This window comes from Acinetobacter sp. ANC 4204 (genome assembly GCF_002135205.1).
Classification (GTDB): Bacteria; Pseudomonadota; Gammaproteobacteria; order Pseudomonadales; family Moraxellaceae; genus Acinetobacter.
In genome coordinates this window covers 79,009-92,785 of record NZ_NEFZ01000009.1, presented here as the reverse complement: position 1 = coordinate 92,785, position 13,777 = coordinate 79,009, and the positions used below count along the sequence as shown (strand labels likewise).

Genomic DNA, 13,777 nt, shown 5'->3' with positions numbered 1-13,777 from the left:
GTCAAACTAAGCCTAACTTGATCACAGTATCAGGTTAGGTTTTTTAAAATTATAATAAGGGGTGTAACATGAAAAGAATAATAGCAATTCTGGTGTCTTCGATGCTGTATATGTCGGGAACACATGCTGGTGTTTCAGTTGACCCAGTCCAAATGTATATTCAAAATCCCGCAAAGCAAAGAACAACAACATTAACCCTAGAATCTAAAGATGAGACAGAAAAGCGAATTTTTGAAGTTAAAGCATTTAAGTGGACTCAAAAAGACAATGGCGAAAATGTGCTTGAGCCTGACAATAGTTTAATTATTAACCCTAAGAATTTTATTTTACAAGCCAATGGCAAGCAAACCATTCGCGTCGGTTTTAATCGCCCGGTAGAGTCGGTTTTAGAAGGGCAACAAGAAGGGACATGGCGTGTGATTGTTGATGAAATTCCACAGGCTGTAAAAGAATCTTCAGTAAATTTTCTGGTCAGCTTTAATTTACCCCTCTTTGTTGGTAAGCAGGAAGATGTTAAACTAAATTTCAACGTTGAAAATAATAAGTTGATTGTTAAAAATAATGCAAAATCGCATATTCAAATCGCAAATTTGAAAATTGTAGATGCAAATAAAAAAGAAGTTTTTAAAACGGAAACCATGAATTATTTGCTTGCAAATAAAAGTATGTCTTATGATCTAAACAATACACGAATAACAAACCCTAAAAATTATTACGTTCAATTGTTTACGGATAAGAACGATAAAATGGTGGAACTCAAATTCTCGGATTAGTCCAAGGTGGGGGGTGTAATGAATACGAAAATAAAAATACTGATCGTTATTCATTTTTTTTTAGCACTCAATGTAAATGCCAGTGAGGGTGTGCTGGAAGAAAATATTGCGAACCTTTGGATTAATGATCTAGATCATCATACAGATGTCGCCTTATTAAAGCAGGGCGATCAATATTATCTTGAATGTCAGGTACTGGCAGAACGTCAAATTTCAACTGCGCAATTAAAAACCTTAGCTTCGCGACCAGAATTCTGCTTGGTGTCATCAAGTGGTGTTCAGTCAACTTTTGATGATTCATCGCAATCCATTAAGCTCACGATTCCAACAGAACTTTTTGAAACGGACTTTAATGCATTAAACAATAACATCATTCCTGAAAAGGCCAGTTTTGGTGGCTTTATTAATTATGATTTCGTATATGCCAATAGCAATAATAATGACTCTTATAGTGGCTTGATGGAGTTAGGGGTTTTTAAAGATTACTGGATCATGAAAAACTCCATGCTATACCAGAACACTCCTACAGATGAACGGGTGGTGCGACTCAGTAGTAGTGTTGATTTTGAATTTCCCAAAAATATGACTCGGTTAACCATCGGTGATACCACTACAACCTATAATCCCTTGATTAATTCTCTACGCTTTGCGGGATTGAATTGGGGAACAAATTATACCGAGAGACCAAACTTTATTTATTGGAATATGCCAAGTTTACAAGGCAGTGCGCGGGTTCCTTCCACAGTTGATTTGTATATCAATGGAGTAAATATATACAGCCAGAAAGTCAGTCCTGGTGATTATAATTTATTAATGGGTGCGCAAATTCAACAAGCAGGTAATGCTCAAATTGTCGTTGAAGATGTACTTGGAAATCGAAGTGTGCAGAGTTTTCCGATCATGGTAACCAATCGGCTGCTACGCTCAGGTTTGAATGAATATAGTATTGCTGTTGGTAAATTACGTTATAACTATAATATGGACAGTAGTGATTATCGTGATTTCTTTGTAAATACTTATTATCGAAAAGGACTGACAAACTCTACAACGCTTGGAACAAACTTGTCATACAGTAAAGATATACAAAATGTAGGCTTTATGTGGACGCAGGCTGTTAGCAATATTTTTGTTTTGGATAGTGTAGTCCTTGCATCTCATGATGATGATAACCAGTTTAATTATTCTTATGGATTATCTGCAAGTAAAGACTTTGGCCGTTTCTCAATGGGAGCAAGTTCTAAATATACAGAGAGGAATTTTAAATTTCTTGGAGATGAATTAGGGATTTCTTCTAATTACCCAAAATTTGAAAATCTTGCTTACTTTGGTATGAGTAATGTGCCGTATTTACAGAATGTTAATATTAATTATGCCGAACAAAAATATTATGATGACCCAGATTTTCCGAATAGTGATCAGAAAGTCATTAATATTGGCTTTAACCGAAATTTCGGACGTAGAGTCTCCTTTGGTTTAAGTTATTTCAATGCTTTTGGTGATCGTAAGGATTCTGGGGGGATTTTGTCACTTAGTTATAGTTTTGATGATAAGTCGGTTTATTTTAGTCAGTCAGCAGATCAGAATACCAACCTTCAATTGGTTAAATATGACTCTAATCAGGTTGGTTTCGACTATTCAGTTGGGGTCAATCGTCGTAATGATGAAACGATGTTTAATGCAAATGGTGTAGTAAAAACTGACGTGGGTGATTTGGACTTCTATCATATTCAAGGTCGTGATGATCGTGAAACACAGCTAAACTACCGAGGTGCAGTAGTCTGGTTAGGTAATAAACTCAGTTTCACTAAAATGGTCGACAATGCATTTACATTGGTTAAAGTGGGTGATTATCAGGATATTGATATTTTGAGGTCACTGACTTATGTTGATAAAACCAATAAAAAAGGCTATGCGTTTATTCATGATATTATTCCATATGTAAAATATGATATTGCATTTGATCAAAATCAATTACCTGTGGAAGATAAAATACAATATTCAAATAAACAATTAACAGCATTGAATCAACGTGGTTATATTATAGATTTTCCTGTTTTTCATGCAAAACAAGTCAATATAAGACCATTAGACAGTAATAATAATACTTTTGCACCAGGCTCTGAACTTTATATTAATAATAATGGTGAAGGGGAAGTTTATCCGATTTCTACTGATGGTAGTGTCATGCTTTATGGTTTGATCCCTGGTACATATAATATACAGATTAAAACCAAAGATGCGCGCAGTTGTTCAGCAGAACTCAATATTACAGATACAGTAAATGAAGAGAATCAACCAGCAATGGATCTTCATTGTAAATAGATGGAGTAGTAGTGCCATGAAACTGAGAGTTGTTTTATTCGTGTTTTGTGTAGGAGCATCAGCTTTGACCTATGCAAAACAGTGTCAAATTGAGCGCTTAACCTCAAGCCAGCTGAATTTGAGTTCTTCCTATCTAAGTCAGGCTGCGACTTCTTTTTCAGTCGCATGCGATAGTAATTATGCGATTAAGTTTAATTCTCGTAATTTAATGAATGCAACGGGTAGCAGTTATTTAGTGAATGAGAAAAATCATAAACTAAGAACGCAAATGAATATTTCGGGTGCGAGTGCTTCGCGTTGGAATAGTCCTATCTCACAACCTGCAACTGCACAAAGTAAGTTTGTGGTATTGGTGCAATTGATGGAGCGACCAACGGCATTGACGCCGGCTGGAGTTTATCGAGATAACCTTTATATTAACTTAATGTTTTAAACGAAGTGTAATGCTTCATATATAAAAGATATGGCCCAGTGGCCTATCTTTTTGCGTGGGGAGTGTTAAATTAGTTTCATCATTCAATCATCAAACTGTCAAATAGTTCAGTTAAGCTTTACTTAAAATAAGAAAAGTTTGGTGTAGTATGATCGGTTCAATGACAACAAAATTATTCAAACAGCACAATTTCCCCGAACCACAGCGGTTTTATTTAAAACAACAACATCAACAAAATTTTCAGCAAGAGCTTTCCCTGCTTCAAGAAACTCTTAAGCCTAAATTAAAAATTACTATCGTGACTGAAACATGGTCACCAGAAATCAATGGTGTCGCAAATTCACTGTTACAATTATGTAAAGGCTTGCAAAAACAGGGGCACCGCATTCAGTTGATCCGCCCAATGCAAAAAAATATATGCACAGAGTTTCAGGCCGAACACGAGTGTTTGGTCTGGGCGAAAAGTATTCCAAAATATACGGAGATGCAATTTGGCATGCCTCAGTATGTCAAAGTCAGCAAGGCGATTGAGCGTTTCAGTCCAGATGTCGTGCATATTGTAACGGAAGGCCCTTTGGGATTGACTGCACTGTATGCCGCTCAAGCGCATCAAATTCCAGTATCTAGTGGCTTTCATTCAACTTTTCATGATTTTAGTCGCTTTTTTGATTTAGCTTTGCTGGTAAAGCCGATTGAAAGCTATCTTCGTTGGTTTCATAACCATACGGTACTCACTTGTGTGCCGAGTCAAACCACCTTAAATCAACTTCAGGATTTTGGAGTGACCTGTCCTTTGGTTGAGGTTGGACGAGGGGTAGATACCATACGTTTTCAGCCAGAACATCGCTCGGAACAAATGCGTCTGTATTGGCAAGCAGATGCAAATACCACTGTGCTTTTATATGTAGGGCGTTTATCTCCTGAAAAAGAGGTGGATGTGCTCATTCAAAGTTATTTGAATATCAAGAAGCAGTCATCACGCAAATTTAAAATGGTGATTGTGGGGGATGGGCCGGATCGTAAGCGTTTAACGGAGATGGCCAATGGTTCAGATGTGATTTTTACAGGCAGCTTAACAGGACAGTCACTCGCTCAGGCCTATGCCAGTGCGGATGTTTTTGTTTTTGCTAGCCAAATAGAAACTTTTGGCAATGTGGTACTTGAAGCGATGGCAAGTGGTTTACCTGTGGTGGCGTATAATTATGCAAGCCCGCAGCGATATGTCCAACATGGAAAAACAGGTTGGCTGAGTCCTTTTGGACAGGTGGCACATTTTATGCAAACGATTATACAGTTGCCAGCGCAAACTGTACTTAAAACCATGGGAGCTCAAGCGCGTCAAGATATTGAAAGTGTTGGTTGGCAATATCCTGTGAAACAGTTTGAGCAAGCTTTATATCAGGTGGCGAGTCTAAAAGCATCATCATCGCTTCGTGGTTAAAATTGTAAATGAGTGCGGGTATTTATGGATGAGTTTAGTGAAGATCATCAAACTGTCAAAAATATCCTTTAAAATGAAGCGTAATAAAATCCCTTAGACGGGCTAAAATCGTCGGCATAACAATGATTTTCCAGCTGAACTTTCAACGTTGTTGTTAAGGAGAAGTGGTATGAATCTTAAAACTGCAAAAATAAGAATATTAGATTTAGATCTAAAGGGCTGTGTTTATCTTAATCATTTTTCCCATTCACAGACAGTAGCCAATTTTTTCAAACGAATCAGCCGATTGGGCGATGGTGTTTTTTGGTACACCATGTTGGCTTTAACTTGGCTGTTGCAAGGTCTGGTCTATAGTCTGCAAATTGTGTATTTGGTTTTGGGTTCACTATGCGGTACTTTGATTTATAAGGTTCTAAAAATAAAAACGATTCGTCCACGACCTTATCAAGTGCATCAGGTGATTCGAATGGGTGAGCGACCGCTTGATCATTTTAGTTTCCCTTCAGGTCATACCTTACATGCGGTGATGGTGAGTACATTGCTAGGTTTCGTACAGCCAATTTTATTGATCCTTATGTTGCCTTTTACTGTTTTGGTCGCTGCATCTCGGATGATTTTGGGGCTACATTATCCAAGTGATGTTTTGGTCGGGGCTGCAATTGGCGCGGTTGTAGCAGTGGCTTTAATTTGTAGTGCACCACTTTTAAATATCGTGTTGTAAAAAAGTGCAGTTTTGCACAAAACAGACTAACGCTTAAATTTCAGAGTTTGCTACAGTACAGCATCTTCTATATTGTGATGAGACGCCACTATGGGCTTACGTTGGTCGGACACTATTGATATTGCTATTGAGCTCTATGAAGCTCATCCAGATGTCGATCCGCAGTGGATTCGTTTTACAGATTTACATGCGTGGGTGTGTGCCTTACCAGACTTTAGTGATGATCCTAACAAGTCAACTGAAGGGTTGCTTGAGGCAATTCAGATGGCATGGATTGACGAAGCACGATAATCCGTGCATCGAAAAAAGCAACTTTTTACAGAGTAAAAGCAGATAATTGTGCATTATCTCGGTATAATGCGCCAAAATTTTCATGTCTACATTGACTTAAGGAGCCAATCATGGCTATTGAACGTACTTTATCTATCGTAAAACCAGACGCAGTTGCTAAAAACCACATCGGTGACATTTTTGCTCGTTTTGAAAAAGCTGGTCTTCAAATCGTTGCAACTAAAATGAAACACTTGACTCAAACTGAAGCTGAAGGTTTCTACGCAGAGCACAAAGAACGTGGTTTCTTTGCTGACCTAGTTGCGTTCATGACTTCTGGTCCAGTTGTTGTTTCAGTGCTTGAAGGCGAAAACGCAGTTCTTGCTCACCGCGAAATCCTTGGCGCAACGAATCCTAAAGAAGCAGCTCCAGGCACTATCCGCGCTGACTTCGCTGTAAGCATCGACGAAAACGCTGCTCACGGTTCTGACTCTGTAGCATCTGCTGATCGTGAAGTGAACTACTTCTTCGCTCAAACTGAGATTGCTCCGCGTACTCGTTAATTCGAAGTATTCAAACCAGATAAGTGTTATTATACTTATCTGGTTTTTTTATTCCCTGAATATATTTCTGCTCGTTTATTGAGCTTCTCCTTTCATCGTTAGACATGGTTTAGGTAATACACATGAGTACTGAAGTGGTCGCTGTCTCTACAGTTTCGGCTGAACAGCAACAATCTCCATCCGCTCCTGCACAGCAAAATTCTGTTGCGAAAGTGAACTTACTTGGCATGTCACGTCCGCAGCTTGAAAAATTCTTCGAAGATATGGGAGAGAAAAAATTTCGTGCAGGACAGGTGATGAAATGGATTCACCAATTTTTTGTGACTGATTTTGCTGAGATGACCAATATCTCAGGCAAATTACGTGAAAAACTTGAAAAGTTGTGTGAAATTAAAGCACCTGAAGTGGTACATAAGAATTATTCTAAAGATGGTACCCGTAAATGGGTTTTTCGTGTCGGTGAGGGCGAAGGCTCTTTAGTTGAAACTGTATTGATTCCTGCTGAACATCGTAGTGGTTTACGCCGTACTTTATGTATCTCATCTCAAGTCGGCTGTGCACTGGATTGTTCATTTTGTTCAACGGGTAAACAAGGTTTTCAGCGCGACTTAAACCCAGATGAAATTATTGGTCAGTTGTGGGTTGCAAACTATTCTTATATGGAAGATGTGCCTGTAGCTGAGCGTGAGCGTTCGGTAACCAACGTGGTGATGATGGGCATGGGCGAGCCATTACTCAACTATGATGCCGTATTGAGCTCAATGCGTATCATGCTAGACGATTTTGCTTATGGTATGTCTAAACGCCGTGTGACCTTATCGACTTCAGGTGTGGTCCCGAAAATTGATCAATTGGCACAAGATATTGATGTTGCATTGGCAATCTCCTTACACGCGCCAAATGATGAACTGCGGAATGAGTTGGTTCCAATCAATAAAAAATATCCATTGGCACAATTGATTGCAGCATGTCAGCGGTATATCGCCAAAGATGGCAATGAAAGTGCACGTAAGCATGTCACGATTGAATATGTGATGTTGGATGGGGTGAATGATCATCCTGAGCATGCGCAGCAGATGATTAAATTGTTGAAGAACTTACCAAGTAAAATTAATTTAATTCCATTTAATCCATTTCCACATGCGCCTTATGGTCGTTCAAGTCGCAACCGCATTATTTCTTTCCAAAAAACTTTGTCTGATGCGGGATTTGTGTGTACGATTCGTCAAACGCGTGGCGATGATATTGATGCTGCCTGCGGACAGTTGGTGGGCCAAGTAGCGGATCGAACTCGTCGTGCAGAGCAGTGGAAAAAGAAAGTAGCAGAGAAAAACGAAATTCTACGTTCACAAGGATAATATAAGGGGATGCCAATTGAAAAAACCCGTTTCTAAACTTTACCTTGCACTGACATTGGGTGTGTCTGTGTGGTACTTAGTGGGTTGCCAAACCGTGAATACGAAAGGTGATCCGACGAAAGCAGTACAAGTTAGAACTCAGTTGGCAGCTGAATATATTAAGTCAAACGATTATGATACGGCGAAACGTACATTAGATCAGGCCTTAGACATCGACTCACGTGATGCATCTGCAAATATGATGATGGGTGTGCTGTTACAACGCGAAGGTAGTCCGCAAAATGTGGCAAAAGCTGAGCGTTATTTCAAGCATGCCATTGCGACTGAGCCAAAAAATGCACAGGCTCGTAACAACTACGGTACGTATTTATATCAAATTGGGCGTTATAATGACGCGATTGATCAACTTCAAGTTGCTGCTTCAACTTTGGGCTATGATCAACGTTATCGAGCATTCGAAAATTTAGGTCGTGCGTATATTCAGGTAGGTCGAGTAGCCGAAGCAGAAGCTGCTTTTAAACAAGCCCTACAGGTGAGTTCAAATGCCTATCTTGCCATGATCGAAATGGCGGAAATTTTATATTTACGCCAACAATACGCTGAAGCGACACAATATTATGAACAATTTGTGCGAGCCGTTGGCGAGAAAAACTTAGATGCGCGTGCGCTTTGGATCGGTATCCGAATTGCGCGTGCAAACCATGACACTTTGGGGTCGCAAGTACTGGTCAATCAGCTACGTGCCTTGTACCCAGATAGTCAAGAATACAAACGTTATTTGCAATTACAGTACACTACTGAGGCCGTATGGAAGTAAATCCTAATTCACCACAATCGAATGGTTCTAGCAATGCTTTAGGAAATATCCAGCGTCCAGGTGATTATCTTCGTCAAATTCGTATTGCACAAAAACGTGAATTAAGCGACGTTTCGAAAGAGCTCAATATTCCACTCAAGACATTAACTGCACTTGAGCAGGACGAATATACGGCACTTCCAGAAGCTACGTTTATTAAAGGTTACTATCGTACCTATGCGAAGTACCTGAAAGTGGATGCAACTACGATTATCCAACGTTTCGATGACATCTATGCCAATGATACGGGACTTCTGCCGAATCATGCTTTGAATAATTCGCCAATTAAAATTATGGGCAAATTGCCAGGTTCTAATCGCGACCGCAATCGTAAGTGGTTGAAACGCGGACTAGTTGCAATTGTTGTTATTGCCATTTTGGCAGCATTATTTGGTGTCATTCAAAATTGGTCAGGTGGTGCTGATGAGACGACAGCTCAACAAGCAGAATCAGATGTTCAAATTATTAATATGAATGGCGCTGCTGCAACCACAGGGGATCAGTTGAAACTTGAGTTCAATCGCCCAACATCTGTGCATATTGTTGATTCAACAGGTAAAGTTTTGGCAACAGGTCGTCAGGCTTCAACACTTGAGTTGTCTGGAGAGACCCCTTTTCAAATTCGTATTGATGATGCGGCTGCTGTGTCACTCAGCTTAAATAATGAAAGTATTTCATTGTCACCATATACCGTCGGTGGAAAAGCAGATTTCCGCTTGTCACGTTAATGGGATCAAGGAAAAGCCATGATTGTAAATCCAATTAAACGCAAGCCTACTCGCAAAATTCGTGTGGGTTCAGTCTATGTCGGTGGTGATGCACCGATCAGCATTCAAAGTATGACCAATACCGAAACTTGTGATGTTGAGGCAACATTGGCACAAATTCAGCGTTGTGCAGATGTAGGTGCAGACATTATGCGTGTTTCTGTGCCAACGATGGAAGCGGCAGAAGCTTTTGGTGAGATTCGTAAGCGTTCATCGGTGCCTTTGGTTGCAGACATTCACTTTGATTACAAGATTGCACTGCGTGTTGCAGACTTAGGAGCTGACTGTTTACGGATTAACCCGGGAAATATTGGCTCTGAAGCCAAAATCCGTGAAGTGGTAGCCGCGGCGCGTCATAACGATATTTCTATGCGTATTGGGGTGAATGCGGGTTCACTAGAGAAAGATATTCAAAAGAAATATGGTGAGCCGACTGGTCAGGCATTGCTAGAGTCGGCGATGCGCCATATTGATATTCTGGATCGTTTAGATTTCCATGAGTTCAAAGTTTCAGTGAAAGCATCCAATGTGTTTTTAACCATGGACGCTTATCGCCTACTTTCACAGCAAATTGATAATCCTTTACACCTTGGTGTAACAGAAGCGGGGATTTATCGAACAGGTTCGGTGAAGTCTGCGATTGCATTGGGCGGTTTGCTGTTGGATGGCATTGGTGACACCATGCGTATTTCCTTGGCAGCGGAACCTGAAGAAGAGATTAAGATTGGCTTTGATATTTTAAAATCACTTAGTCTTCGCTCAAATGGTATTAACTTTATTGCTTGTCCGAGCTGTTCACGTCAAGAGTTTAACGTGATTTCAGTGATGCAGGCTTTAGAAGAACGTTTAGAAGATATTCGTACCCCAATGGATGTGTCGGTGATTGGGTGTAAAGTGAATGGTCCGGGTGAAGCCAAAGAAGCCGATATTGGTGTAGTTGGTGCAAGTCCACGTTCACTGGTGTATCGTAATGGCGAAAAGAGCCATTTAATTGACACAAATCAGTTGGTTGACGAAATCGAAGCGATGGTTCGTCAACGTGTTAGCGATCTTGAAGACGCTAAAGCTAAAGAGATTATTCGCACAAGTTTTTCTGAGTAGATCATGAGTTCAATAGTCGCAATCAAAGGTTTTAATGACATTCTTCCTACGCAAACCTCTGCATGGAGACGTCTTGAACAGCATCTCGCATCATTGATGGATGCTTATGGCTACCAACAAATTCGTTTACCTATTGTTGAACAGACCAATTTGTTCAAACGTTCAATTGGGGATGCAACGGATATCGTTGAAAAAGAAATGTACACCTTCTTGGATAAAGGTAATCCGCCTGAGTCTTTGACTTTGCGTCCTGAAGGAACAGCAGGCTGTGTACGCGCCATGCTTGAGCATAACTTGCTTCGTGGTGCCACTCCTCGGGTTTGGTATATTGGCCCGATGTTTCGTTATGAAAAGCCACAAAAGGGCCGTTACCGTCAGTTCCACCAATTTGGCGTGGAAACCTTTGGTGTAGCAACCCCAGATATGGATGCTGAGCTGATTTTGATGACCGCACGTCTGTGGAAACGCATGGGTGTGGCAGACAAAGTTCAACTTGAATTGAATACTTTAGGTGAGTCTGATGAGCGTGCTGCTTATCGTGCGGCATTGGTGGAGTTCTTAGAATCACACAAGGGTGATTTGGATGAAGACTCACAGCGTCGTTTAACCACCAATCCACTGCGCATTCTTGACTCTAAAGATGCAAAAACTCAAGCCATTTTGGAAAATGCACCGAAGTTGCATGACTTTATGGGTGAGGAAACGTTGAATCACTTTGCAACCTTGCAGCAATATTTAACGGATGCAGGTGTAAGCTTTGTCATTAACCAGAAATTGGTGCGTGGCTTGGATTATTACAACAAAACCGTTTTTGAATGGACCACTACGCATTTGGGTTCACAAGGCACGGTCTGTGCCGGTGGTCGTTATGATGGTCTAGTTGGACAGCTCAAAGGCAAAGCAGATCAGTCTGTGCCAGCCGTTGGTTTTGCAATGGGTATAGAGCGTTTATTATTGCTTCTTGAGCAAGTTGAAGATGCTACACCTGTACGTGACTGCGAAATGTTTTTGTTGGCAGATCCAGCGTCTCAAGGCAAAGCTTTAGTCCTTGCAGAGCAAATTCGCAATCAGTTGGATGCAGCATCGAGCACGATTCGTTTGAAAGTAGGCTCTCAGGGTTCAATGAAGTCACAGATGAAAAAAGCGGATCAATCTGGCGCATTGTTTGCCCTCATTTTGGGTGAGCGTGAGGTGGAAGCTGCGCAGTTTGCCGTAAAAGAGTTGGCAACAGCTGAACAAACTTTGGTTGCGGTGGATGACATCGTGCCATTTATGATTGAAAAATTTTCTTCAAAATAAGCCAAAATATAAGGAAAGGGTAGTCACATGAGCGCATTAAGTGATGAAGAACAACTTGATAGTTTAAAGTCTTTTACTAAGAAATATGGTTCAGCCATTATTAGTGGGATTTTAATTGCGCTGATTGCCTTTTTTGGATGGCAATACTGGCAGAAGAAGACTTTGGCCGAGAACCAAATGAACACGGCTAAAGTTCAGCAATTGATGGATGAAGCACGTGCAACGCAAGGTGATGCATTTACTGCCTTGTCAGCAACTGCGGATAAAATCGTAAAAGATGCACCAGATTCGGCTCAGGCCATTCAAACGCAATTGTTGATGGCAAAATTAGCTTATGACAAAGCAGATTATGCAAGTGCTGAAAAAGCGTTGAAAAAAGTTGAAAACTCGAAAGTCGATGACGATGGTTTAGTGCAAATTGTAAAACTACGCTTGGCGTATGCTCAATTGGCACAAAAGAAATTTGATGATTCAATTAAAACATTAGCGCAAGTGACTGATCCTGCTTTTAAAGCAACGGCTGATGAAGCTTTGGGTGATGTCTATGTGGCTAAAAATGATATCGACAATGCCAAAAAAGCCTACCAAAGTGCATGGGATCAGTTGGTTGAACGTAAACAAGAACGCCAAATTTTACAAATTAAACTCGAAAGTGTTGGTATTTTAGTTGATGATCCTGAAATCGAACGTCCAATCATAGAAACCGTTGCGGAAGAATCTTAATGAATAGAAAATACAAAATTTCGTGCGCATTAACCGTATTGACTTTGGCTCTTGCGGGTTGTGCAAGTAGTGGCAAAGTAGAAGAAGTTAAGCCGAATCCACTTCCAAAACTGACTCAAGCGAAAACGCTGACCCCTGTATTTTCTCAAAGTGTGTCTTCAACTTCGACAGCGGACCCTTTACGGTTACGTCTAGATGCAGACAATGGTGTGGTTTTTGCGCTTGATCCAAAAGGTGAAGTGACGGCTTATAAAGGCAAACAAAAACTTTGGCAGAAAGAAGTGTCTAAGGCTGGCTTAAGCTCAGGTGTGGAAGCGGCTGATGGTTATGTCATAGTGGGTAATGCTAAAGGCCAATTGTTTGCTTTAGACCAAGCGACAGGCGAGCAAAAATGGACAGCACAACTAACAGGGGCACTACTTGCGCCATCGTTGGTTCAAGCGGGGCGTGTGATTTCTGTCAGTAATGATGGAACCGTTTTTGCACATGATTTGGCGACAGGTCAACAAGTGTGGACCTATAACTTACCAAATGTTCAACTTAGCCTTCGTGGTAATGCGGCACCAGTGCCTGTTGATTCGCGCACAGTACTCATTTCTACTGCAAATGCCTATGTCTATGCTTTAGATGTAGTTACGGGTGTGCCACGAATGCAGCGTCGTGTAGCCGTGTCGGATGGTCGTTCGGATATTCAGCGTTTAAATGATATCGACGGTGACCCAGTAGTTGCAGGTCAGTATTTGATTACTACCAGTTATCAAGGTCAAGTCACTATGACGGATTTGGCTTCACAGCAAGTGGTATGGAGTGAAGATTCGAGTAGTACACAACGCCCTGAAGTGGTTGGCAATGGCGTGTTTGTTGCACAGGCCGATGGTAAATTAGTGGCTTATGAAATTACGACGGGTCAAAAACTGTGGGAAAATGACAGTCTGCTGAATCGCCAATTGAGTAATCCTGTGATGTTAGGTCAAGACCTGATTGTGGGTGATCTAGATGGTGTATTGCACATGATTAACCCTGCAACAGGTGAATTGATTGGTCGTGCTAAGACTTCTGGTGAAGTGCGTACTTTACGTGTGATTGATGATCAACTTTATGTTGCAACACGAAAGGGTGCATTAAGCATTTGGCAGAATCGTTAATTCTG

At 40.8% G+C, this 13,777-nt stretch carries 14 protein-coding genes; all 14 read left to right on the top strand.

Translation table 11 applies throughout. The annotated features are described in order from the left end of the window. Positions 1-68 precede the first annotated feature (68 nt). The gene (locus B9T36_RS16045; protein ID WP_086210461.1) at positions 69-773 is read left to right on the top strand and encodes a molecular chaperone; all 705 of its coding nucleotides are present in this window, start codon (positions 69-71) and stop codon (positions 771-773) included. A gap of 18 nt (positions 774-791) precedes the next feature. Continuing rightward, positions 792-3,095 (top strand): fimbria/pilus outer membrane usher protein, encoded by a 2,304-nt coding sequence (locus B9T36_RS16040; protein ID WP_086210460.1) that lies wholly within the window; start codon positions 792-794, stop codon positions 3,093-3,095. 16 nt (positions 3,096-3,111) lie between these two features. Then, positions 3,112-3,528 carry a hypothetical protein gene (locus tag B9T36_RS16035; RefSeq protein WP_086210459.1) on the top strand — a complete coding sequence of 139 codons (417 nt, stop codon included), beginning with the start codon at positions 3,112-3,114 and terminating at the stop codon, positions 3,526-3,528. A 148-nt stretch (positions 3,529-3,676) separates the two neighbouring features. Beyond that, positions 3,677-4,969 carry a glycosyltransferase family 4 protein gene (locus tag B9T36_RS16030; protein ID WP_086210458.1) on the top strand — a complete coding sequence of 431 codons (1,293 nt, stop codon included), beginning with the start codon at positions 3,677-3,679 and terminating at the stop codon, positions 4,967-4,969. A 169-nt stretch (positions 4,970-5,138) separates the two neighbouring features. Beyond that, entirely contained in the window at positions 5,139-5,690 is a 552-nt protein-coding gene (locus tag B9T36_RS16025; RefSeq protein ID WP_086210457.1) for a phosphatase PAP2 family protein, read from the top strand. A gap of 90 nt (positions 5,691-5,780) precedes the next feature. Beyond that, positions 5,781-5,981, top strand: coding sequence for a Fe-S cluster assembly protein IscX (iscX, locus tag B9T36_RS16020; RefSeq protein WP_086210456.1), 201 nt, complete (start codon positions 5,781-5,783; stop codon positions 5,979-5,981). Positions 5,982-6,091: 110 nt separating this feature from the next. Beyond that, on the top strand, positions 6,092-6,523 hold the full coding sequence (gene ndk / locus B9T36_RS16015; RefSeq protein ID WP_004983508.1) for a nucleoside-diphosphate kinase: 432 nt from the start codon (positions 6,092-6,094) through the stop codon (positions 6,521-6,523). A gap of 122 nt (positions 6,524-6,645) precedes the next feature. Then, positions 6,646-7,881 (top strand): 23S rRNA (adenine(2503)-C(2))-methyltransferase RlmN, encoded by a 1,236-nt coding sequence (rlmN, locus tag B9T36_RS16010; protein WP_004697671.1) that lies wholly within the window; start codon positions 6,646-6,648, stop codon positions 7,879-7,881. A gap of 16 nt (positions 7,882-7,897) precedes the next feature. Next, complete coding sequence (pilW, locus tag B9T36_RS16005; RefSeq protein WP_086210455.1) at positions 7,898-8,698, top strand: type IV pilus biogenesis/stability protein PilW; 801 nt, start codon at positions 7,898-7,900, stop codon at positions 8,696-8,698. Further along, positions 8,689-9,465, top strand: coding sequence for a helix-turn-helix domain-containing protein (locus B9T36_RS16000; protein ID WP_086210454.1), 777 nt, complete (start codon positions 8,689-8,691; stop codon positions 9,463-9,465). The genes pilW and B9T36_RS16000 overlap by 10 nt, the downstream gene beginning before the upstream one ends. A gap of 18 nt (positions 9,466-9,483) precedes the next feature. Further along, the gene (gene ispG, locus B9T36_RS15995; RefSeq protein ID WP_086210453.1) at positions 9,484-10,605 is read left to right on the top strand and encodes a flavodoxin-dependent (E)-4-hydroxy-3-methylbut-2-enyl-diphosphate synthase; all 1,122 of its coding nucleotides are present in this window, start codon (positions 9,484-9,486) and stop codon (positions 10,603-10,605) included. A 3-nt stretch (positions 10,606-10,608) separates the two neighbouring features. Beyond that, on the top strand, positions 10,609-11,904 hold the full coding sequence (hisS, locus tag B9T36_RS15990) for a histidine--tRNA ligase (RefSeq protein ID WP_086210452.1): 1,296 nt from the start codon (positions 10,609-10,611) through the stop codon (positions 11,902-11,904). 27 nt (positions 11,905-11,931) lie between these two features. Further along, positions 11,932-12,627 carry a YfgM family protein gene (locus B9T36_RS15985; RefSeq protein WP_086210451.1) on the top strand — a complete coding sequence of 232 codons (696 nt, stop codon included), beginning with the start codon at positions 11,932-11,934 and terminating at the stop codon, positions 12,625-12,627. Next, a complete protein-coding gene (bamB, locus tag B9T36_RS15980) occupies positions 12,627-13,772 on the top strand; it encodes an outer membrane protein assembly factor BamB (protein WP_086210450.1) in 1,146 nt (381 codons plus the stop codon). Before B9T36_RS15985 ends, bamB begins: the two co-directional genes overlap by 1 nt. Positions 13,773-13,777: the final 5 nt, after the last annotated feature.